This window comes from Amycolatopsis acidicola (assembly GCF_007713735.2).
Taxonomy (GTDB): Bacteria; Actinomycetota; Actinomycetes; order Mycobacteriales; family Pseudonocardiaceae; genus Amycolatopsis_E; species Amycolatopsis_E acidicola.
Window position 1 is genome coordinate 40,168 of record NZ_VMNW02000052.1, and the last position, 20,288, is coordinate 60,455.

20 protein-coding genes, 1 tRNA gene and 1 pseudogene are annotated in these 20,288 nt (G+C 69.6%); 14 read left to right on the top strand and 8 right to left on the bottom strand.

All coding sequences use genetic code 11. The features are described 5' to 3' along the window. Positions 1-141: 141 nt before the first annotated feature. Both FPZ12_RS46640 and FPZ12_RS46645 read left to right on the top strand, forming a co-directional pair. A pseudogene (locus tag FPZ12_RS46640) lies at positions 142-482 on the top strand (SDR family NAD(P)-dependent oxidoreductase). Further along, positions 410-646, top strand: a complete 237-nt coding sequence (locus tag FPZ12_RS46645; RefSeq protein WP_243770074.1) for an SDR family oxidoreductase — start codon at positions 410-412, stop codon at positions 644-646. The pseudogene FPZ12_RS46640 and the gene FPZ12_RS46645 overlap by 73 nt, the downstream one beginning before the upstream one ends. 143 nt (positions 647-789) lie before the next feature. On the opposite strand, the gene FPZ12_RS28560 is transcribed toward FPZ12_RS46645, so the two are convergent. Beyond that, positions 790-863: transfer RNA gene (locus FPZ12_RS28560), tRNA-Leu, on the bottom strand. Between the two features lie 196 nt (positions 864-1,059). On the opposite strand from FPZ12_RS28560, the gene FPZ12_RS28565 reads away from it, so the two are divergent. The 6 genes from FPZ12_RS28565 (at position 1,060) to FPZ12_RS28590 (ending at position 6,890) form a co-directional block, all read left to right on the top strand. Then, positions 1,060-1,677, top strand: coding sequence for an ANTAR domain-containing response regulator (locus tag FPZ12_RS28565; protein ID WP_144749147.1), 618 nt, complete (start codon positions 1,060-1,062; stop codon positions 1,675-1,677). A gap of 272 nt (positions 1,678-1,949) precedes the next feature. Next, complete coding sequence (locus tag FPZ12_RS28570; protein ID WP_144749159.1) at positions 1,950-3,122, top strand: branched-chain amino acid ABC transporter substrate-binding protein; 1,173 nt, start codon at positions 1,950-1,952, stop codon at positions 3,120-3,122. 91 nt (positions 3,123-3,213) lie between these two features. Next, a complete protein-coding gene (locus FPZ12_RS28575; RefSeq protein WP_144749160.1) occupies positions 3,214-4,209 on the top strand; it encodes a branched-chain amino acid ABC transporter permease in 996 nt (331 codons plus the stop codon). Beyond that, the gene (locus FPZ12_RS28580) at positions 4,206-5,279 is read left to right on the top strand and encodes a branched-chain amino acid ABC transporter permease (RefSeq protein ID WP_144749148.1); all 1,074 of its coding nucleotides are present in this window, start codon (positions 4,206-4,208) and stop codon (positions 5,277-5,279) included. The genes FPZ12_RS28575 and FPZ12_RS28580 overlap by 4 nt, the downstream gene beginning before the upstream one ends. Beyond that, entirely contained in the window at positions 5,276-6,190 is a 915-nt protein-coding gene (locus FPZ12_RS28585; RefSeq protein ID WP_144749149.1) for an ABC transporter ATP-binding protein, read from the top strand. Before FPZ12_RS28580 ends, FPZ12_RS28585 begins: the two co-directional genes overlap by 4 nt. Then, positions 6,177-6,890 (top strand): ABC transporter ATP-binding protein, encoded by a 714-nt coding sequence (locus tag FPZ12_RS28590; protein ID WP_144749150.1) that lies wholly within the window; start codon positions 6,177-6,179, stop codon positions 6,888-6,890. Before FPZ12_RS28585 ends, FPZ12_RS28590 begins: the two co-directional genes overlap by 14 nt. A 54-nt stretch (positions 6,891-6,944) precedes the next feature. Here the strand turns inward: FPZ12_RS28590 and FPZ12_RS28595 are convergent, their stop codons facing one another. Next, positions 6,945-7,382 carry a PaaI family thioesterase gene (locus tag FPZ12_RS28595; RefSeq protein ID WP_144749151.1) on the bottom strand — a complete coding sequence of 146 codons (438 nt, stop codon included), beginning with the start codon at positions 7,380-7,382 and terminating at the stop codon, positions 6,945-6,947. Between the two features lie 62 nt (positions 7,383-7,444). Between FPZ12_RS28595 and polA the strand changes: the two genes are divergently transcribed. The 4 genes from polA (at position 7,445) to FPZ12_RS28620 (ending at position 11,878) form a co-directional block, all read left to right on the top strand. Further along, positions 7,445-10,177: a DNA polymerase I gene (gene polA / locus FPZ12_RS28600; RefSeq protein WP_144749152.1), complete on the top strand. Its 2,733-nt coding sequence runs from the start codon at positions 7,445-7,447 to the stop codon at positions 10,175-10,177. 1 nt (position 10,178) lies between these two features. After that, positions 10,179-10,688: a helix-turn-helix domain-containing protein gene (locus FPZ12_RS28610; protein WP_243770075.1), complete on the top strand. Its 510-nt coding sequence runs from the start codon at positions 10,179-10,181 to the stop codon at positions 10,686-10,688. A gap of 62 nt (positions 10,689-10,750) precedes the next feature. After that, positions 10,751-11,254, top strand: coding sequence for a VOC family protein (locus FPZ12_RS28615; RefSeq protein ID WP_341771240.1), 504 nt, complete (start codon positions 10,751-10,753; stop codon positions 11,252-11,254). Positions 11,255-11,275: 21 nt separating this feature from the next. Next, complete coding sequence (locus tag FPZ12_RS28620; protein WP_243770076.1) at positions 11,276-11,878, top strand: Rossmann-fold NAD(P)-binding domain-containing protein; 603 nt, start codon at positions 11,276-11,278, stop codon at positions 11,876-11,878. On the opposite strand, the gene FPZ12_RS28625 is transcribed toward FPZ12_RS28620, so the two are convergent. The 5 genes from FPZ12_RS28625 to FPZ12_RS28645 form a co-directional block, all read right to left on the bottom strand. Continuing rightward, positions 11,854-12,480 carry a TetR/AcrR family transcriptional regulator gene (locus FPZ12_RS28625; RefSeq protein WP_144749153.1) on the bottom strand — a complete coding sequence of 209 codons (627 nt, stop codon included), beginning with the start codon at positions 12,478-12,480 and terminating at the stop codon, positions 11,854-11,856. The two genes, FPZ12_RS28620 and FPZ12_RS28625, sit on opposite strands and share 25 nt — an antisense overlap. Continuing rightward, a complete protein-coding gene (locus FPZ12_RS28630; protein WP_150980539.1) occupies positions 12,477-14,357 on the bottom strand; it encodes a YhgE/Pip domain-containing protein in 1,881 nt (626 codons plus the stop codon). The genes FPZ12_RS28625 and FPZ12_RS28630 overlap by 4 nt, the downstream gene beginning before the upstream one ends. Then, the gene (locus FPZ12_RS28635; RefSeq protein WP_144762171.1) at positions 14,354-14,971 is read right to left on the bottom strand and encodes a P-loop NTPase family protein; all 618 of its coding nucleotides are present in this window, start codon (positions 14,969-14,971) and stop codon (positions 14,354-14,356) included. Before FPZ12_RS28635 ends, FPZ12_RS28630 begins: the two co-directional genes overlap by 4 nt. A gap of 84 nt (positions 14,972-15,055) precedes the next feature. Next, a complete protein-coding gene (locus tag FPZ12_RS28640) occupies positions 15,056-15,979 on the bottom strand; it encodes a GNAT family N-acetyltransferase (protein WP_144762167.1) in 924 nt (307 codons plus the stop codon). Continuing rightward, positions 15,979-16,818: a class I SAM-dependent methyltransferase gene (locus tag FPZ12_RS28645; RefSeq protein ID WP_144762164.1), complete on the bottom strand. Its 840-nt coding sequence runs from the start codon at positions 16,816-16,818 to the stop codon at positions 15,979-15,981. The genes FPZ12_RS28640 and FPZ12_RS28645 overlap by 1 nt, the downstream gene beginning before the upstream one ends. A gap of 269 nt (positions 16,819-17,087) precedes the next feature. On the opposite strand from FPZ12_RS28645, the gene rpsA reads away from it, so the two are divergent. After that, complete coding sequence (gene rpsA, locus FPZ12_RS28650) at positions 17,088-18,587, top strand: 30S ribosomal protein S1 (protein WP_144762161.1); 1,500 nt, start codon at positions 17,088-17,090, stop codon at positions 18,585-18,587. 68 nt (positions 18,588-18,655) lie between these two features. Here the strand turns inward: rpsA and FPZ12_RS28655 are convergent, their stop codons facing one another. Beyond that, entirely contained in the window at positions 18,656-19,285 is a 630-nt protein-coding gene (locus FPZ12_RS28655; RefSeq protein ID WP_144762158.1) for a TetR/AcrR family transcriptional regulator, read from the bottom strand. Positions 19,286-19,430: 145 nt separating this feature from the next. On the opposite strand from FPZ12_RS28655, the gene folP reads away from it, so the two are divergent. Further along, positions 19,431-20,243 (top strand): dihydropteroate synthase, encoded by an 813-nt coding sequence (gene folP / locus FPZ12_RS28660; protein ID WP_243770078.1) that lies wholly within the window; start codon positions 19,431-19,433, stop codon positions 20,241-20,243. The last annotated feature ends 45 nt before the right edge of the window (positions 20,244-20,288 follow it).

Genomic DNA, 20,288 nt, shown 5'->3' on the forward strand with positions numbered 1-20,288 from the left:
CGGGCCTTTCGGGTCGACGCCGGGGGAGCGGCGCGGACGGCCGACCGGATCGGCGGCGAGCCCCTGCCGCTCGACCTGAGCGAAACCGCGGCCCTGGCCGGGCGGGAGTTCGACGCCGGCATCCTGGTCAACAACGCCGGGATCCAGCATGTCGCCCCCCTCGAACACTTCGAGGCCGAACGGTTCGCCTTCATGCTGCGGTTGATGCTGGAGGCGCCGTTCCTGCTGAGTCGTGCCGTAATCCCGCGGATGTATGAGCGCGGGTGGGGCGGATCGTGCACGTTTGGAGCATCCACGGGTTGCGGGCAAGCGCTTACAAATCCGCGTACGTCAGCGCGAAGCATGGTCTCCTGGGGCTCTCGAAGGTCATCGCGCTGGAAGGCCCCGCCAAGGGGGCACGAGCAACTGCGTGTGCCCCGGCTACGTACGAACCCCGCTGGTCGAAAAGCAGTTGGCCGACCAAGCCGCGGTCCACGGCGTGAGCCGCGAGGAGGTCATGTCGGACGTCCTCCTGGCCCGGACGGCCGTGAAGCGCCTGATCGACCCAGCCGAGGTCGCCGGCGCGGTGGCGTTCCTCTGCTCGCCCGCAGCTCTCTCCGTCTCCGGCACGGAACTACTCCTGGACGGCGGCTGGAGCGCCTCGTAACGGCGGCTGGCCCCCGAGCCCCGCCGGTTCGGGGTTTGTGCGGCTTCTGGCCGGTCCGCGGTGAAGAGTCACCCGGAGGACATGAGATCGGCCCCTCGTCCTGCTCATGCAGGCGTGGGGCCGTTTGTCTTTGGTAAAGGGAGTGCCCCCGGTGAGATTCGAACTCACACTGGACGGGTTTTGAATCCGTTGCCTCTGCCAGTTGGGCTACGGGGGCGACGCGGGCAGACTTTACGCGTACCCTCGGCGACCGGGCGCGGCGGGGTAGCCCTGCGTGACGGTCGCTTACACCGTACGGACCGTTTACACCACGTGGTGAACACCATCTCACGAACTGGATCGTTCCCGGTAGGCTGATGTCCTGCGGTACGCCGCGTAGTTACCCATTCCGTCGAGCACGCAGGAGGACCCCGGTGACCGAACAGGCTGCCGAGGCAAGCGGTGTCGCCACCGAGCCGCAGCGTCGAGTGCTCGTCGCCGAAGACGAAGCACTGATCCGGCTTGACCTCGTCGAGATGTTGCGCGAAGAGGGATACCAGGTGGTGGGCGAGGCAGGCGACGGCGAAGAGGCCATCAAGCTCGCTGCCGAGCTGAGGCCGGATCTGGTGATCCTGGACGTCAAGATGCCCAAGCTGGACGGTATCGAGGCGGCCTCGAAGATCACCGGCGACCGGGTCGCGCCCGTCGTCATCCTGACCGCGTTCAGCCAGCGTGACCTGGTCGAACGTGCCCGTGACGCGGGCACCATGGCCTACCTGGTCAAGCCGTTCGCCAAGCGGGACCTCGTCCCGGCGATCGAGCTGGCGATCAGCCGCTTCAGCGAGCTGCAGGCGCTGGAGGCGGAGGTCGCGGGGCTGACCGACCGGCTGGAGACCCGCAAGATCATCGACCGGGCCAAGGGGCTGCTGATGAGCCGGCAGGGGCTGTCCGAACCGGACGCCTTCCGCTGGATCCAGCGCACCGCGATGGACCGGCGCACCACGATGAAAGCGGTCGCCGAAGCTGTGGTGGAAAGCATCGGCTCACACTGAGCCGGTAACCCGCTCGGATGAGCGGGGATCACCGATTGTCGACACCCGGTTGTTTCATTGAGACAACCGGGTGTTAATCGTCGATAAACGTTTGCTCTAACCGTCACGATGTGGATACAACACCGGCGGTAACGCTGTGCAGCGCCACTCCGGAAGGCTACGTTTCGCTCCCAGTCAGGTCCCTGTGAAGAACCAGGGGCCACGGCCGCCCACCAGGCGGCCCAGGGCAATGGGAGGAACGAGTGGCAAGAGCACGACTCACGGGAGTCATCGTGCTGGCGGCCGCGGCTGCGCTCGCGCTGGGCGCGTGCTCCGCGCGCGATCAGGGAAGCTCGTCGGGCAGCAACACCGGTTCCGCCGCGGCGCCTTCGCAGGCCGCGAACGCGGCGAACCCCGCGGGCGACGGTAAGGCCGTCTGCTCGGGCGTCTCGCTCGCGTACGCCGGCACCATCAACGGCGCCAGCGCCGCGCTCGGCCAGAACATCCTGCGCGGTGCCGACCTGGCGGTGAAGCAGCACAACCAGGCCAACCCCGGCTGCCAGGTGACGCTCAAGCAGTTCGACACCCAGGGCAAACCCGACCAGGCGCCCGGCATCGTGACCCAGGTGATCAGCGAGGCCGACATCATCGGCGTCGTGGGCCTGCCCTTCTCCGGCGAGTCCAAGGCGGCCGGCAACCTGTTCAACCAGGCCGGCCTGGTCACCATCTCGCCGTCGGCGACCAACCCGGCGCTGTCCACCAACGGCTGGAAGACGTTCTTCCGCGGCATGGGCAACGACTCGGTGCAGGGCCCCGCGGCCGCGAAGTTCATCACCGACACGCTCAAGGCCAACAAGGTCTGCGTCATCGAGGACGACTCCGACTACGGCACCGGCCTCGCCGCGCAGATCACCCAGGCGCTCGGCGCCAAGGCCAGCTGCCAGGACAAGGTGAAGACCGGCCAGACCGACTTCTCCGCCGTGGTCAACAAGATCTCGACCGAGAACCCGGACGTGGTCTTCTACTCGGGCTACTACCCCGAAGCGGGGCCGTTCGCCCAGCAGCTCAACGACAAGGGCGTCACGGCGAAGTTCGTCGGCCCGGACGGCGTGAAGGACCCCGAGTTCGTCAAGGGCGCGGGCGCCGGCGCGAGCAACGCCTACTTCACCTGCCCGTGCGTCCCGGAGGACAACTTCAAGGACTTCACCGCCGCGTTCAAGCAGATCGAGGGCGCCGACCCCGGCACGTACTCGCCCGAGGGCTACGACGTCACCACGATCATGCTCAAGGGCATCGACTCGGGCGTGAAGGACCGGGCGGGCCTGCTGGACTTCGTCAAGAACTACGACGGCCAGGGCCTGACGAAGCACTTCAAGTGGAACGCGCAGGGCGAACTGTCCGACACGCCGGTCTGGAGCTACCGCGTCGAAGGCGGGAAGATCGTCAACAACGGCCAGATCAGCTGAAAACCGACCGAGACACGGGCATGCACACGGCCGACCGCCGTGTGCATGCCCGCTCCGTACCCGGGAATAGAGTGAACCCTTGAACCCCGCGATGACCGCTTCCCTCGTCCACACCCAGACCTGGATCCAGTTCGACGTCCACGGCCTGGCGCAGCAGTTCTGGAACAACACCGTGGACGGCCTGGCGCAGGGCGGCATCTACGCCCTGATCGCGCTCGGCTACACGCTCGTCTACGGCGTGCTCAAACTGATCAACTTCGCCCACTCCGAGGTGTTCGTGGTGGGCGCCTTCGCCACCTGGATCACCTTCTACCTCTTGGGTTTCCGCACCGGCGCGACCCCGGACCTCTCGGTGGTCGAGACCATCGGCTTCCTCGCGATCGCCTGCATCGCCGCGATGGCGGTGTCCGGCGCGACCGCGGTGGCGCTCGAACGCATCGCGTATCGCCCGCTGCGCAACAGGAACGCGCCCCGGCTGGTCTTCCTGATCACCGCGATCGGCGCCTCGTTCGCCATCCAGCAGACCCTGAAGCTGATCTTCGGGCTCAACCAGCAGCCGCAGATCCGCCTGCTGCAGCCGGAACCGCTGTTCCGGCTCTTCGGCGCGTCGGTGACCAACATCCACATCATCCTCGTGGTCGCCGCCGTCGTGCTCTGGTACGTCGCCGACTACTTCGTCAACCGGACCCGCCTCGGCCGCGGGATCCGCGCCGTGGCACAGGATCCCGACACCGCGACGCTGATGGGCGTGAACAAGGAACGCGTCATCATCGTGACGTTCCTCGTCGGCGGCCTGCTCGCCGGCGCGGCCGCGATGTTCTACATGATGCGCATCCCGCAGGGCGCCATCTACAACGGCGGTTTCCTGCTCGGCATCAAGGCGTTCACCGCCGCCGTGCTCGGCGGCATCGGCAACCTGCGGGGCGCGCTGCTGGGCGGGCTGATCCTCGGCCTCGTCGAGAACTACGGCCAGTCGCTGTTCGGCGGCGGCTGGAAGGACGTGGTCGCGTTCGTGGTGCTGGTGATCGTGCTGATGTTCCGCCCGACCGGCATCCTCGGCGAGTCACTCGGGAAGGCGCGGGTATGAACATCAGCCAGCGCTGGAACAACCTTTCCCGGCCCGCGCAATGGGGTTTCCTGGTCCCCGTCGTGGTGCTCATCTACTTCCTGCCGGTGCTGAACCCGCCGCTGATCGCGACCACCGGCACCGACTTCCCGACCGCGATGTTCGACGTGGCCCGCTACGCGCTCGTCGCGATCGGGCTGAACGTCGTGGTCGGGCAGGCGGGCCTGCTGGACCTGGGCTACGTGGGTTTCTTCGCCGTCGGCGCGTATGTCGCGGCGCTGTTCACCAGCCCGGACTCCTCGCTGCACAAGATTCCGTACCTGTGGACGCTGCCGCTCGCGATGGCCGTCACGATGATCTTCGGGATCATCCTGGGCACCCCGACGCTGCGGCTGCGCGGGGACTACCTGGCGATCGTGACGCTCGGCTTCGGCGAGATCATCCGGCTGCTGGCCGACAACGTCGACCCGCTGCGCGGCCAGGTGGGCTTCCAGGCGGTCGGCACGGTCGGCGGCAAACCGCTGTTCGAGAACGCCACCCAGTGGTACTGGCTGACGATCACGATCATCATCGCGGTGCTGATGCTCGTCGGGAACCTCGAACGCTCGCGGGTGGGCCGCGCGTGGGTGGCCATCCGCGAGGACGAGGACGTCGCCGAGATCATGGGCGTGGCCACCTACAAGTTCAAGATCTGGGCGTTCGTCATCGGCGCCGCGATCGGCGGGCTGTCCGGCGCGCTGTACGCGGGCAAGGTCGGCTTCGTGAACAACCAGTCCTTCGACGTGGTGACCTCGATGCTGTTCCTGGCCGCGGTGGTGCTCGGCGGCGCGGGCAACAAGGTCGGCGTGCTGCTGGGCGCGGCCGTGGTGGCGTACCTGCCGTTGCGGTTCGTGCAGATCGCGCAGTACAACTTCCTCATCTTCGGGATCGCGCTGATCGTGCTGATGATCTTCCGCCCGCAGGGTCTGCTCGGTGCCCGCCAGCGCCTGCTGGCGCACGGAAGAAAGGCGTACCAGCGGCTGATCGGGCGCGGTGAGCAGCTCAGCGGCGAGAGCGCGCTGGCGAGCGAACGGGCGGGGGAGAGCCGATGACGAACCCGGAAGAAGAACCCCTCGAAGGCGGCATCGTCGCCGAAGTCGCGCACATGACCGCGGAACAGCGCGCCGAGCACGACGCGGAAGTCGCCGAAGCCGTCGCGCCCGGCCGCGAGATCCAGGTCGAGATCGGCGAGACCCTGCTGGAACTGCGGGACGTCACGCTGAAGTTCGGCGGCCTCACGGCGCTGGATTCGGTGTCGTTCGGCATCCGGCGCGGCGAGATCCTGGGCCTCATCGGCCCGAACGGGGCGGGCAAGACGACCTGCTTCAACGCGATGACCGGGGTCTACCGGCCCACCTCGGGCAAGGTGCTGCTGGAGGGCAAGCCGATCGGCAAGGCGGCCCGGCACAAGATCACCCAGCGCGGGATCGCCCGCACGTTCCAGAACATCCGGCTCTTCGGCGAGATGACGGCGCTGGAGAACGTGGTGGTCGGCGCGGACGCGCGGCACAAGACGAGCGTGCTGGGCGCGCTGATGCGCCTTCCCCGCCACCAGAAGGAGGAGTGGGAGGCGGTCGAGCGCGCGATGGCGCTGCTGGAGTTCGTCGGGATCGCCGACCGCGCCGCGGACAAGGCGAAGAACCTGCCGTACGGCTACCAGCGGCGGCTGGAGATCGCGCGGGCGCTGGCCACCGAGCCGAAGCTGCTCTGCCTCGACGAGCCGGCGGCCGGGTTCAACCCCGCCGAAAAGGAAGGGCTCATGGAGCTGATCCGCAAGATCCGCTCCGACGGGTACACGGTGCTGCTGATCGAGCACGACATGCGGCTGGTCATGGGCGTGACGGACCGGATCGTGGTGCTCGAGTTCGGCAAGAAGATCGCCGACGGCGTCCCGGCCGAGATCCGGGAGAACCCGGCGGTGATCGCCGCGTACCTGGGGGTGGGTGAAGATGACGCTGCTTGAGCTGGCCGGGGTTTCGGTGCACTACGGCCGGATCCAGGCCGTGTCGGAGCTGTCGATCTCGGTGGATGAGGGCGAGATCGTCGCCCTCATCGGGGCCAACGGCGCGGGCAAGTCCACGACGATGCGCGCGATCTCCGGCATCCGGCCGCTCTCGGGCGGCCGGATCAGTTTCGCCGGCGAGGACATCACCAAGCTGCGCGCGGACCTGCGCGTGGTGCGCGGGATTTCGCAGGTGCCCGAAGGCCGCGGCGTGTTCCCCGGGATGACGGTGGCCGAGAACCTCGACATGGGCGCGTACGCGCGCAAGGACCGCAAGAACCTCCCGGCCGATCTGGAGCGCGTGTACGAGCTGTTCCCGCGGCTGAAGGAACGGCGGACCCAGGCCGGCGGCACACTTTCGGGTGGAGAACAGCAGATGCTGGCGATCGGCCGCGCGCTGATGGCCAAGCCGAAACTGCTGCTGCTGGACGAACCGTCGATGGGGCTCGCGCCGCAGTTCATCGCGCAGATCTTCCGCATCATCACGGAGATCAACCAGCAGGGCACCACGGTGCTGCTGGTCGAGCAGAACGCGCAGCAGGCGCTTTCCCGCGCCCACCGCGCGTACGTGCTGGAGACCGGGCAGATCACCAAAACGGGCGCGGGCAGGGATCTGCTCGCGGACCCGTCGATCAAGGAGGCGTACCTCGGCGTCGCCTGAGCCGCGCGCGAAAAGGCCCCCGCTCGCGAGAGCGGGGGCCTTTTCCTTGGTACGTCAGGCTTCCGGCCGGTCCCGCACGATGCAGGACAGCCGCGCCGTGCAGGTGCGCTTGCCCCTGTCGTCGGTCAGCACGATCTCCGTGGTGATGGTGCCGCGCCCGACGTGCACGGGAACGGCGGTGCCGGTGACGACGCCGCTGGTGACCCCGCGGTGGTGGGTGCAGGACAGCTCGAAGCCGAGCGTCATCTTGGCGGCGCCCGCGTTCAGCGCGGCGACGGTCGAACCGAGCGCCTCGGCCAGCACCGCGTTCGCGCCGCCGTGCAGCAGCCCGTACGGCTGCAGGTTGCCGGCCACCGGCATCGTGCCGACCACCCGCTCCGGCGTCACTTCGACCAGCTCCAGCCCGATCTTGTCGTTGAGCTGCTGGTCGGCGACGGCCGGGTTGATCCCGGCCAGCTGGTCACGGATCTCTTCCGAGAGGTTTTCGGTCACGCACGGCTCCTATTTCGATACGACAGGCGAGGCTGTCAGACCCTCACCCTAGACTCGCTCCCGTGAGCCCCAGCCAGAAGCAGACAGTAGCGAACACCACAGCGAGCACGGCCCCCGCGGAGCCGCGCCTGCTGCTGATCGACGGCCACTCGATGGCCTACCGCGCCTTCTTCGCCATCCCGGCGGACAACTTCCGCACCTCCACCGGGCAGGTCACCAACGCGGTGTTCGGGTTCACCTCGATGCTGATCAACCTGCTGCGCGACGAGCAGCCCACGCACCTCGCGGTCGCGTTCGACGTCTCCCGGCAGACGTTCCGCTCGGAGCGCTACGCCGAGTACAAGGCGGGCCGCTCGGCCACCCCGGACGATTTCAAGGGGCAGGTCGACCTGGTCAAGGACGTGCTCGCGGTGCTGGGCATCCCGTCGCTGGCGGTGGAGTCGTACGAGGCGGACGACATCATCGCGACGCTCACCACCGAGGCCGTGCAGGAGGGCTTCGAGGTGCTCATCTGTACCGGTGACAGGGACGCGCTGCAGCTGGTCGGCGACACGGTGACGGTGCTGTACCCGCGCAAGGGCGTCTCCGAGCTGACCAGGTTCGACCCGGCGGCGGTGACGGAGAAGTACGGCCTGAGCCCGCTGCAGTACCCGGACTTCGCCGCGCTGCGCGGCGACCCGTCGGACAACCTGCCGGGCATTCCCGGCGTCGGCGAGAAGACGGCCACCAAGTGGATCCAGCAGTTCGGCTCGCTGAACGAGCTGATCGACCGGGTCGACGAGGTCAAGGGCAAGGTCGGGGACGCGCTGCGCGCCCACCTGCAGTCGGTGATGCTGAACAGGCAGCTCACCGAGCTGGTGCGCGACGTCCCGCTGGAGACCGGCCCGGGTGACCTCGCGCTGCGCCCGTGGGATCGCGAAGCGGTGCACAGGCTCTTCGACGAGCTGGAGTTCCGCGTCCTGCGGGACAGGCTGTTCGCCACCCTGCAGAGCGCCGAGCCGGAGGCCGACCAGGGCTTCGAGGTCAGCGGCGCTGCGCTGCCGACGGGCGGGCTCACCGCGTGGCTCGCGGAGCACACCGGGGAGGGCGAGCCGGTCGGGCTTTCCTTCCGCACCACCGGTTCGTCGGTCGCCTCGGACGTGCAGTCCATCACCTTCGCCGCGGCCGACGGCCAGGGCGCGTACGTCGATCTGTCCACAATGGACGCCGAGGACGAGAAGGCGCTGACCGCGTGGCTGGCCGACCCGTCGATAGCGAAGACGGGGCATTCGCTGAAGGTCGCGCTGCACGGGATCCTGGCCCGCGGCTGGCGGATCGCCGGGCTGAAGATGGACACCGCGCTCGCGGCGTACCTCGCGCGGCCGGGGCAGCGCACCTTCGAGCTGGACGACCTCGCGCTGCGCTACCTGCACCGGGAGCTGCGCTCGGACAGCGACGAGGGTGACGGCCAGCTGTCCCTGCTCGACGGGGACGGGGGCGACCAGAAGCTGGTGAACGGCGAGCTCGTGCGCGCCCGCGCGGTGGCGGAGCTGGCCGTGGCGCTGGAGGAGGAGCTGGGCAAGCTCGGCGGCAGCAAGCTGCTGGCCGAGATCGAGCTGCCGCTGCTGGAGGTCATCACCGAGGTCGAGGCCGCCGGCGTCGCGGTGGACGTCGAGCAGCTGACCGACCTGGAGTCGCATTACGCGTCCCGCGTGCGCCAGGCCGAGTCCGACGCGTTCGGGGTCATCGGCAAGCAGATCAACCTCGGCTCGCCCAAGCAGCTGCAGGTGGTGCTGTTCGAAGAGCTGCAGATGCCGAAGACCAAGCGCACCAAGACCGGCTACACCACCGACGCGGACGCGCTGCAGACGCTGTACGAGAAGACCGAGCACCCGTTCCTGCAGCATCTGCTGGAGCACCGCGACGCCACCCGGCTCCGGTCCACTGTGGAGGGTCTGATCAAGTCCATCGCGGACGACGGCCGGATCCACACCACGCTGCACCAGACCATCGCGGCCACCGGGCGGCTCTCGTCGGTGGACCCGAACCTGCAGAACATCCCCATCCGCACCGACGAAGGCCGCCGCATCCGGGACGCGTTCGTGGTCGGGGCCGGCTACTCCGAGCTGATGACCGCGGACTACAGCCAGATCGAGATGCGGATCATGGCGCACCTCTCGGAGGACGCGGCGCTGATCGAGGCCTTCCAGTCCGGGTTCGACTTCCACGCCGCCACCGCCGCGAAGGTGTTCGGCGTCGAGCCGGCGGACGTCACCGGCGCGCAGCGCGCCAAGATCAAGGCGATGAACTACGGGCTGGCCTACGGCCTGTCCGCGTACGGGTTGTCCAACCAGCTCAGGATCTCCACCGAGGAGGCCAAGGGGCTGATGGACGACTACTTCGACCGCTTCGGCGGGGTGCGCGACTACCTGCAGAGCATCGTGTCGGTCGCGGCGAAGAGCGGGTACACGGAGACGATCTTCGGCCGCCGGCGCTACCTGCCCGACCTCAACAGCGACAACCGGCAGCGCCGCGAGATGGCCGAGCGGATGGCGCTCAACGCGCCCATCCAGGGCAGCGCGGCGGACATCATCAAGGTCGCGATGCTCAACGTGCAGCGCGCGCTGAAGTCCTCGGACGCCTCGAGCAGGCTGCTGCTGCAGGTGCACGACGAACTGGTGCTGGAGATCCGCGACGGCGAGCACGAGCAGGTGGAAGCGTTGGTGCGCAAGGAAATGGGCGCCGCGTACGACCTGGCCGTGCCGCTGGAGGTGTCGGTCGGGTTCGGCCGCTCCTGGAACGACGCGGCGCACTGACGTGGGCACGGCGGCGGCCCGCCCGGCCGTGGAGCACCTGCGGCGCGCCAAGGACTGGATGGACGCGCACTACGCGGAGCCGCTCGACACCGAACGGGGCGCCGCCGTCGCCGGCTGGTCGCGCCACCACTTCCCGATCCGGCCGAAAAGCAGGCCGCCCGTGGCCGACCGTGGCCGACCGGGAGCCGCCCGCGCCAGGCGGATAGCCGTGACTGTCGGCCGGATCGGGAACGATCAGCGCAGTATCCGGTGCGTCGCGGCCGCGTATGGGGAGACGCCCAAGGCGTATCTCACGCGGCGGCGGATCGAGCGTGCGCAGGACCTGCTGCGGTCGGTGAACCTGTCGGTCACCGAGATCTGCGTGGCCGTCGGCTTCACCAGCCTCGGCACGTTCACCGAGCTGACAGGGGAGTCCCCGTCGGCGTACCGGGCGAAAGCGCACGCGGACGGCCCGCCCGCGGTGCCCGGCTGTTACCTGATGATGTGGACGAGGCCCAGCAACCTCGGATAAGCACTCCCGCCGGTCCTGCGGCCAGCGTCGACCGCGGCAAGTTCCGGCAAGGGAGGCACACCATGATCACCGGCCTGTCACACGCGAGCATCTCCGTGCTCGACCAGGACTCCGCGAAGGAGTTCTACACCGGGAAGCTCGGCTTCGAGGTGCGCGACGACCTGCGCGCCGGGGACTTCCGCTGGCTCACCGTCGGCCCGCCGGGGCAACCCGACTTCCGCCTCATCCTCATGCGGCCGGGCCCGCCGCAGCAGGACCCGGAGACCGAGAAGCTCATGCGGGAGCCCATCGCGAAGGGCGCGGTCAGCTCGGGCGTCTGGCAGACCAGTCGACTGCCGCAAGACCCACGCGGAGCTTTCCGCCCGCGGCGTCACTTTCCTGCAGGAGCCCCCCGAACGCCCTTATGGCGTCGAAGCCGTGTTCCGCGCCGGCTCCGGCAACTGGTTCAGCCTCACCGAGCGCTACGGCGAAGGGCTCGACCTGAGCAAAGGCTGGGGCTGAGGGCGCCTGTGAACAGCGTGTTTCCTTCCGAAAAAGCCCCGGATGGCGTCCTGCGCGTGGCCTGACGCGACGGTAGCGTCGGGCCCATGGCAGGCGGGCGAGCTCTTGTTCTGGCGGGCACCGGAATGCTGCCGGAGGTGGTCGAAGCGTTGGTGGCCGAGGGCTGGCACGTGGTGCTGCCGAGCCGCAGGTACAGCCCGATAGCCGAGCCGGAGACGAAACCGGGCATCGCCGCGCTGCGCAAGCTCCGCCCGCGCGGGAACCGGCCCACCGCCAACGGCGCCAAGGGGCGCGGGCCCCGCGCGATCTGGGTCGAGGCGCACTGGGACAGGCCGCGCGAACTGGCCGGGAAAGCCGGATCCGCGCTCGGCGGGCCGGCGGACCTGCTGGTGGCGTGGGTGCACGAGCAGTACCGGCGTTCGGTGCTCGGCGCGTGCGAACGGCTGCTCGCCCCGGGCGCCCCGGTGGTCGAGGTGCGCGGCGCGGGCGGCCCGCAGGACCACCCCGAGCCGGTGCTCGCCGCGCACCCCACGCAGCTGGTGCTCGTCGGCGCGATCTCCGAGGTGGGGGACCGGCCGATGGGGCACGCCGAGGTGAGCCAGGGCGTGCTGGAGGCGGTGAGCCGGGCGGCCGCCGGGCGGCCGGCCTCGCTCCACCAGCTCGGTCAGTCGCGTCCGCTGGTGCTCTGAGTCCTGCGCTGTTTGTTACTGATCCGGCCACGGCCGGGATCGGTGAATCCGCGCAACAACATCAGGATCGAGTCACGGACGTCCGCGCGGCTGCGGTGGGTCTGGAACGTCTGCCAGTCGAGCGCGACCACGAGCAGCGTGCCGAAAAGCCCCGCCGCGGCCGTGGACACGTCCACGTCCGGCGGGAGCCGTCCGGCATCGGCCATGCGCTCGAGTTGAGCCTTGACGATCGACACGACTTCTTCGCGCATCAGGGTCAGCGTCTCGTGCCACTGGCCCGGCGTGCGCCACATTTCGCTCACCAGGATCTGCGAAAACCCCCGGTACTCGGCGATGAACCCCAGCCCGGTGTCCACAAGGGACTCCAGCCCGGTCACCGGGTCCGGCTCGCTTTCGTGCTCGCGCAACCGGTCCGCGAGCTGCCCGACGCCGTAGCGCAGCAGCGCGTCGATCAGCCCGTCCTTGCTGCCGAAGTTGTAGTAGACCGTGCCCTTGGCGACCCCGGCCTCGGCCGCGATGTCGTCGACGGTGAGCCCGACCAGGCCGTGGCTGCCCGCGAGTTTCAGCGTGGCTTCGAACAGGCGCTGCTTCGTGGAGGTCACAGGATCAGCTCCGGCTGCAGTTTCGACACCGTCCACACTCGTTGTTTGCGCGCGGCCAGCGCCGAACCCAGCACGGCGACGACGAGGTAACCGCAGAGCACCGCGATGTCGGCCAGGCTGCGCAAGGACGCGCCGGTGTAGAACAGGTGCCGGAATCCGTCCACCACATAGCTCATGGGTAGCACGACGTGCAGCGGGTACAGCGCGTCGGGCAGGGTCTGCCACGGGAACGTGCCGCCCGCGCTCACCAGCTGCAGCACCAGCAGCACCAGGCCGAGGAACTTGCCGACGGCGCCGAACAGCGCGTTCAGCGCGTGCACGATCGCGGTGAACGTCAGCGACGCCAGTATCGCGAACCCGATGGCGCCCAGGGGATTCGCGACATGGATGCCGACGAGCCAGGTGACCGCGCCGAAGAGCACGAGCACCTGCAGGATCCCGAGTATCCCGGCCGCGAGCCAGCCGCCGATCGCGACCCGCAGCGGCGAAACCCCGGCGGCGATCGCCCGCGTCGAGAGCGGGCGCAGCAACAGGAACAGCACGAACGCGCCGATCCACGTGGCGAGCGCGATGAAGAACGGCGCGAGCCCGGCGCCGTAGGTGCCCGCCGAGGCCACCCCGGCGTTGTCCACGGTCACCGGGTCGGCGATCGTGTCGGCGGTCGCGGCGCGCGTCGGGTCGTTCGGGTTGGGGATCTGGTTGAGCCCCTCCCGCAGGCCGTCGCGCAGCTGTCCGGCGCCGGTGGCCAGTTCGGTGCTGCCGGAAAGCGCTGTCTTCTGGCCGTCGTTGAGTTTCGCCGCTCCCGCCGACAGCGAGTTCGCGCCGTCGGAAGCCTGCGCGATGCCGTTCGTGAGCTGGGGTGCCGAGGCGGCGAGAGTGGCCGCGCCGGTGGCGACCTGCTGCGAACCGCTGGCGAGCTGGTTCAGCTGCGACGACGCGCTCTGCACGCGGGCGTTGGCCTGGTCGACGGGGGAGCGGAGTTCGGAGAGGACCGAAAGTACCTGCTGCACCTGGGTTTCCGGCACGCCATCGGCGCGAAGCCGTTGCGCCAGCTGGTCGTTGACGTTGTTCAGGGTGTTCTGCAGATCGGCGGACCCGTTGGCGAGCGTGGCCCCGACAGCGGCGACCTGCGCGTTGCCCGCCGAAACCTGGGCCGCGCCGTCCGCGAGCTTCTTCGTGTCCGCGGGCAACGAGGAAGTGCTCGATTTCAGCGTGGTCAACCCGCTCGCCAGTGTGGTGCTGCCGGAGGCGAGTTGCGCCGCGCCATCGGCGAGTTGCTGCTGCCCGCCCTGTAGCTGGGCGGCGCCGTCGGCGAGCTTCGACGCTCCGTCCGCGGCTTCCTGGGTTTTGCCGTAGATCGTGGAAAACCCGATGAGGAACCGGTTCGCGGCCTCGGCGCCGACCTTCTCCGCGATCGTGCTGCGGATCTGCTCCGCGACCTGGTTCGCGATCGTGTGCGAGAGGTAGTTGTTGGCGTCGTTGGTGGTCAGCCGGATGGTCGCCTGTTCCGGGGTGAAGTTCCCGGACGAGGTCAGCGCGGTGGAGAAGTCCTTCGGGACGGTGATCGCGAACGAGTACCTGCCGTCCTGCACGCCTTGCTGCGCTTCGTCGGCCGAGGTCTCGTGCCAGCTGAAGGTGCCGGACTTGACCACGTCGCCGGTCACCTCCTGGCCGACGTTGCGGTCGCCGGAACCGGCGTCGAGGTTGACGATCGCGGCGGGCAGTTTGCTCAGCCTGCCGTACGGGTCGTAGTTCGCGTAGAGGTAGAAGGACGCGTACAGCAGCGGCACCAGCACGAGCGCCACGACGGCGAGCTTCGGCAGCGTGCCCGCGGTGAGCCGGCGCAGTTCGTTGACGGCGATGCGGAAGCTGGTCACGGCTGTTCTCCGATCCGGGCCGGGGTGGCGGGCAGGGATTCCAGCGGGGTGGTGGCCGTCAGCACGACCACGGCGAGCCCGTTCTCGGCGTGCTTGCGGGCGAGATCCGCCCAGCTGTCCACGTCGCTGGTGTGCCGGTCGGGGGTGTCGAGGACGAGCAGCCGGACCCCGCGCCGGTCCGCGGCGAGCTCGGTCAGCAGCCGCGTCCGCGTTGCCGCGCCGAGGTTTTCGAAGCGCACGTTCGCCAGCCCGGCCGCGTCGTGCTCGGCCAGCCAGCGCGCGACGTCTTCCTTCCCCGCCGGGCGCCGGGCGAGCGCGAGCTCCTCGCCGGCGACGACGCGCAACGGCAGCGCGCCCTCCGGTTCGCTGATGCCGGGCGCGTCCACGACCGCCGTGAGGTCGCGTAGCCGGGCGGCGTCGATCTTGTCGTCGAGCGTGACGACCCCGGTCCGCGGGCGCATCCGCCCGGTGAGCGCGAGCCCGAACGCGGTCACCCCGGCGCCGGGCTCACCGTGCACGAAGGCGAGTTCGCCGTCGGCGACGGACAACGAGGTCGGGGGCAGGAGGGTGCCGTGCGGCCCCTCGATCGACACCCGGTCGGCGCGCACGAGCACGGGAGACTCCTTTGAACTGACTGGTCAGTTCAAAACGCTACGACGGGTGCGGCCGACCCGCAACTCGCGGCGGTGCCGATGTGGTCAGCGCAACGCCGAAGCGGGCTGCGCCTCCCAGTAAGTCCACAGTGGACGATAACCCTGCCGGGGCCAGAACTGCGCGGCGAGCGGGTTGGTCGGGTTGAAGTAGAGGTAGGTCCCGGTCGCCCCGGACGCATGGAAGTCGCGGTGCACGGCCGCCATCAGCGCCCGGCCCGCCCCGCCGCCCCGGGCCTCGGGCCGGGTGGCCACGTTGTTCACGTAACCCCAGCGCCCCACGGGAAGCAGCTCGGCCGCCCACGAACCCGGCGCGGCTTCGACCCAGCCGCAGTCGGCCACCGCGACCGCGACGCCGTCGCGCTCGGCGAGCCAGATCGGCGCTCCCGCGTCGAGGCTCCGGCGCAGCTGCGGCGCGATGAGCTCCCGGACGCCCGGCCGCGCGCGCAGCGTGACCTGCGCGGTGTAGTCGAAGGTGACCATGATCAGGTCCAGGGTCTCCTCGAAATCCTCCCGCCGGGCCCGCCGGATGGTGACGCCGCGCGGCGGCGCGCCGTCGGCTTCGGGGCGGGCGGTGCGCACGGCGAGCACGGACGCGGGGATGAGGCCATGGCTGAGAAAAGCGTGGATCGCCGGGGCGTCGCGGCTGGGCCAGGTGACCGTGCACGCCGAGTCGGGGCCGGGAGATTCCGCGTCCATCCGGTGCCGCCACGCCCGCAGCAGCACGTCCATCCCTTCGGTTCCGGTCTCGCCGGGGAAGGGGAACAGCTGCCACACGCGCTCGGCCGACCAGAGCAGGTCGAGCGAGCCCGCGGCGTGCCGCTGGCTTTGCAGCACCGCGGACACCTGGACGCCGTCGGTGGTCGCGGCCGTGAGCACCTCGCCCTCGGGCAGGCCCTGTGGCGGCGGCACGAGCGGGTCGGCGGCGGCGAACCGTGCCCGCTGGGTGCTCAGCAGCGCGCCGGCCGCCATCACGGCTCCCGGCGGGTCACGAAGATCGCGGTGCCCGGGAAAAGCTTGCCCCGCAACGGACTCCACTGTCCCCAGGTGCGGGTGTGCCCGGCGGGCCACTCCGGTTCGACGAGGTTCTCCAGCCGGAAACCGGTGCCGGACAAGGCGCGCACGTAGTCGCCGAGGGTGCGGTGGTACTCGACGTAGGTGGCGCGGCCCTCGGCATCGACCTCCGCGTAGGGCGTGCGGTCGAAGTACGGCTGCGTCGCGGTGAGGCCGTTCGGGCCGGGGTCGTCCGGAAAGATCCATCGCATCGGATGGGTCACCGCGAAGACCCACGGGGCGTCGGGGCGCAGCACGCGGCGCAGCTCGGCGAAGACCGCCGACACCGACGCCACGAACGGGATCGCGCCGAACGCCGAGCAGGCGGCGTCCATGCTCGCGTCCGCCAGCGGAAGTTCTTCGGCGCTCGCCTGGATGAGCGGAATAGCCGCACCGGTGCGGGCGTTGGCTTGGGCAGCATGCCGCAGCATTCCACCGGACAAGTCGAGCGCGAACGGGCTCGCGCCCTGGCCTTCGAGCCAGCGCGAGCACGCGGCCTGACCGCAGCCGATTTCGGCCACGCGCAGGCCGGCCACGTCGCCCAGCAGGGCGGCGTCGGCTTCACGCAGCCCTTCCGGGCACCAGACGAAATCCGCGTCGCCCAGGAAGTCACCGTGCGCGGCCTGGTAGTCGTCGGCGTCGGCGTCCCACCAGGCCAGATTCGCGGCGGTGGCTTCGCGGCCGCCCACCGGGCGGTGCGCGACGCCGACGGTACCGAGCAGTTCCTCGGCGCGGGCGTGGCGATCCTGCGGTGTCACGGTCGCATTGTCACCCGCCCCGGAACCGGGGCGCGTACAGGAGACCCTGTTTGTGCCGTGTGTGGGCGACCGCGTACGCTATCTCCAGCGCAGTGGGTTCGCGCTACCTGCAGCTCGGGGCGAGATCATCCCGGGTACGGGTCGCGCTTCTCGGCGGTGGAGGCTCGCGGTCGTTCGCAGGAACGTTTGCTCTGTTCTGCCGTCGTTCCCGCGGCGCACGCAAACTACAAGCCCACTAATTCCCAGCCGTTACCGGAGCAACCCACCTAATGACCACCGACACCACCACCGTCCCGACGGCCGAACCGCAGGCCCAGCAGGTCGCCATCAACGACATCGGGTCGGAGGAAGACTTCCTCGCGGCGATCGACAAGACGATCAAGTACTTCAACGACGGCGACATCGTCGAAGGCACCATCGTCAAGGTCGACCGCGACGAGGTGCTGCTCGACATCGGGTACAAGACCGAGGGCGTCATCCCTTCGCGTGAGCTGTCCATCAAGCACGATGTCGATCCCGGCGAGGTCGTCGCCGTCGGTGACGAGGTCGAGGCCCTCGTTCTCCAGAAGGAGGACAAGGAGGGGCGGCTGATCCTGTCCAAGAAGCGCGCCCAGTACGAGCGCGCCTGGGGCACGATCGAGGAGCTCAAGGAGAAGGACGAGCCCGTCAAGGGCACCGTCATCGAGGTCGTCAAGGGCGGCCTCATCCTCGACATCGGCCTGCGCGGCTTCCTGCCCGCGTCGCTGGTGGAGATGCGCCGCGTGCGCGACCTGCAGCCGTACGTCGGCCGCGAGCTCGAGGCCAAGATCATCGAGCTGGACAAGAACCGCAACAACGTGGTGCTGTCCCGCCGGGCCTACCTCGAGCAGACCCAGTCCGAGGTGCGCAGCGAGTTCCTCAACGCGCTCGCCAAGGGCCAGGTCCGCAAGGGCGTCGTCTCCTCGATCGTCAACTTCGGCGCGTTCGTCGACCTCGGCGGGGTCGACGGCCTGGTGCACGTCTCCGAGCTGTCCTGGAAGCACATCGACCACCCGTCCGAGGTCGTCGAGGTCGGCCAGGAGGTCACCGTCGAGGTGCTCGACGTGGACATGGACCGCGAGCGCGTGTCCCTGTCGCTGAAGGCCACCCAGGAAGACCCGTGGCGCCAGTTCGCCCGCACCCACGCGATCGGCCAGATCGTGCCGGGCAAGGTCACCAAGCTCGTCCCGTTCGGCGCGTTCGTCCGCGTCGAGGAGGGCATCGAGGGCCTGGTGCACATCTCCGAGCTGGCCGAGCGCCACGTGGAGATCCCGGAGCAGGTCGTCCAGGTGGGCGGCGAGGTCATGGTCAAGGTCATCGACATCGACCTCGAGCGCCGTCGCATCTCGCTGTCGCTCAAGCAGGCCAACGAGGGCGTCACCCCGGACGCGGAGTTCGACCCGACGCAGTACGGCATGGCCGCCGAGTACGACGAGCAGGGCAACTACATCTACCCCGAGGGCTTCGACCCCGACACCCAGGAGTGGCAGGAGGGCTACGACAAGCAGCGTGAGGAGTGGGAGCGCGGCTACGCCGAGGCGCACGCCCGCTACGAGGCTCACATGCGTCAGGTCCAGAAGGCCGCCGAGGCCGACGCCGCCGCCGCGGCCGACGCCGCGACCGGTGTGGACGGTGGCGAGCAGAGCTACAGCTCGTCGCAGTCCGACACGGCCTCGAAGAGCACCGGGGGCACCCTGGCCAGCGACGAGCAGCTGGCCGCCCTGCGGGAGAAGCTCTCCGGCGGCGCGTGATCGCTGACTGAGAACGGCCCCCGGTTCTTCGGAACCGGGGGCCGTTTTTCGTTGCCGTACCAGGAAAATCAGCGGGCGGTGAGTCCGGCCAGCACGGTGCACAGGCCCTGGCGATACACCTGGAAGTACGAGTCGTCCGCGGTGCTGAGGAACCAGCCCGGTGGCGGGGTGCGGGCGCGGTGCGTGAGTTCGAGGCTCACCAGCCCGTGCATCGTCGTCCACACGAGATACCCGGCGATGTCGGGATCGCTGCCCGGCGGCGCCGCGGGGTGGACGCGTTTGGCGAGCAGGTCGTAGCTGCACCGCTGGGCGAGCACGCGGAGATCCGGGTCCGGGTCGTAGCCCGGCACCACGCGCTCGAACATGAACGCGTACCGGGCGGGGCTTTCCAGCGCGAAACCACGGTAGGCGCAGGCGAAGGCCAGCACGTCGGCGAGCACGTCCCCGGCGGGCTGCGGCACCTGCGCCAGCTCCTTCTCGAGCATCTCGAACGTGCGCTCGTAGAGGGCGTCCAGAACGCCCGTCCGGCCGCCGAAGCGCGTGTACACGCCGATGGTCGTGGTGCCGGCGGCTTCCGCCAGCCCGCGCACCGTCAGCCCCGCCACGCCCTGCTCGACGAGCACTTTGAGCGCGGCCTGGAGGAACCGCTCACGGCTGTTGGCCTCGGCAGGACCGCTCTGTCCGTGTCGGGTGGCCATCCGCGCACCCCCTTTGGTCTCCGGAGAGGAACCCAGGCTATAACGCCTGTCGGCGCGGCCGGATGCGCCAGGCATGATGGGGTGCGTGTCACCAGTCGAACTCACCTTCCGCGGGCGGCCGGTCGCCCGGGACCGCGCCCTGGTCATGGCCATCGTCAACCGCACACCCGACTCGTTCTACGACCACGGCGCGTCCTTCGAGGACGCGCCCGCGCTGGAGAACGTGGACCGGGTCGTCGCCGAGGGCGCGGACATCGTGGACGTCGGCGGGGTGAAGGCCGGGCCGGGCAGCGACGTGGACGTGGCGGAGGAGATCCGCCGCGTGGTGCCGTTCGTCGAGGAGATCCGGCGGCGGCACCCGGATCTCGTGATCAGCGTCGACACGTGGCGGCACGAGGTCGGCAGGCTGGCCTGTGAAGCCGGGGCCGATCTGCTCAACGACACCTGGGCCGGCGCGGACGAGAAACTGGCCGAGGTGGCCGCGGAGTTCGGCGCGGGCTACGTCTGTTCCCACACCGGTGGAGCCATTCCGCGCACGCGGCCGTTCCGGGTGCGGTACGAGGATCTGGTGCGGGAGGTGGTGGAGGAGACCACCCGCCGCGCCGAGCACGTCGTGTCGCTCGGGGTGCCACGCGGCGGGGTGCTGATCGACCCGACGCACGACTTCGGCAAGAACACCTGGCACAGCCTCAGCCTGCTGCGGCACGCGGACGAGCTCGTCGCCACCGGCTGGCCGGTGCTGATGGCGTTGTCCAACAAGGACTTCGTGGGGGAGACGCTCGGCGTGGAACTCCAGGAGCGGCTCGACGGCACGCTGGCCGCCACGGCACTCGCCGCGAAGGACGGCGCGCAAGTGTTCCGCGTGCACGAGGTGCGCCAGACGCGGCGCGTGCTGGAGATGGTGGCGGCGATCCAGGGAGACCGCCCGCCGGCCCGCGCCGTGCGCGGACTCGCCTGACCGCTCTGTCCTTTGAGGACAGTCCTGGGCTGCCCCCTTTCCCGC

Excerpts from the sequence above, each read along its gene's own strand:
- FPZ12_RS28580 (WP_144749148.1), top strand. The coding sequence starts at position 4,206 with ATGAACATCAGCCAGCGCTGGAACAACCTTTCCCGGCCCGCGCAATGG.
- FPZ12_RS28615 (WP_341771240.1), top strand. The coding sequence starts at position 10,751 with ATGATCACCGGCCTGTCACACGCGAGCATCTCCGTGCTCGACCAGGAC.
- FPZ12_RS28585 (WP_144749149.1), top strand. The coding sequence starts at position 5,276 with ATGACGAACCCGGAAGAAGAACCCCTCGAAGGCGGCATCGTCGCCGAA.
- folP (WP_243770078.1), top strand. The coding sequence starts at position 19,431 with ATGGCCATCGTCAACCGCACACCCGACTCGTTCTACGACCACGGCGCG.
- FPZ12_RS28590 (WP_144749150.1), top strand. The coding sequence starts at position 6,177 with ATGACGCTGCTTGAGCTGGCCGGGGTTTCGGTGCACTACGGCCGGATC.
- FPZ12_RS28620 (WP_243770076.1), top strand. The coding sequence starts at position 11,276 with ATGGCAGGCGGGCGAGCTCTTGTTCTGGCGGGCACCGGAATGCTGCCG.
- FPZ12_RS28640 (WP_144762167.1), bottom strand. The coding sequence starts at position 15,979 with ATGGCGGCCGGCGCGCTGCTGAGCACCCAGCGGGCACGGTTCGCCGCC.
- rpsA (WP_144762161.1), top strand. The coding sequence starts at position 17,088 with ATGACCACCGACACCACCACCGTCCCGACGGCCGAACCGCAGGCCCAG.
- FPZ12_RS28655 (WP_144762158.1), bottom strand. The coding sequence starts at position 19,285 with ATGGCCACCCGACACGGACAGAGCGGTCCTGCCGAGGCCAACAGCCGT.
- FPZ12_RS28575 (WP_144749160.1), top strand. The coding sequence starts at position 3,214 with ATGACCGCTTCCCTCGTCCACACCCAGACCTGGATCCAGTTCGACGTC.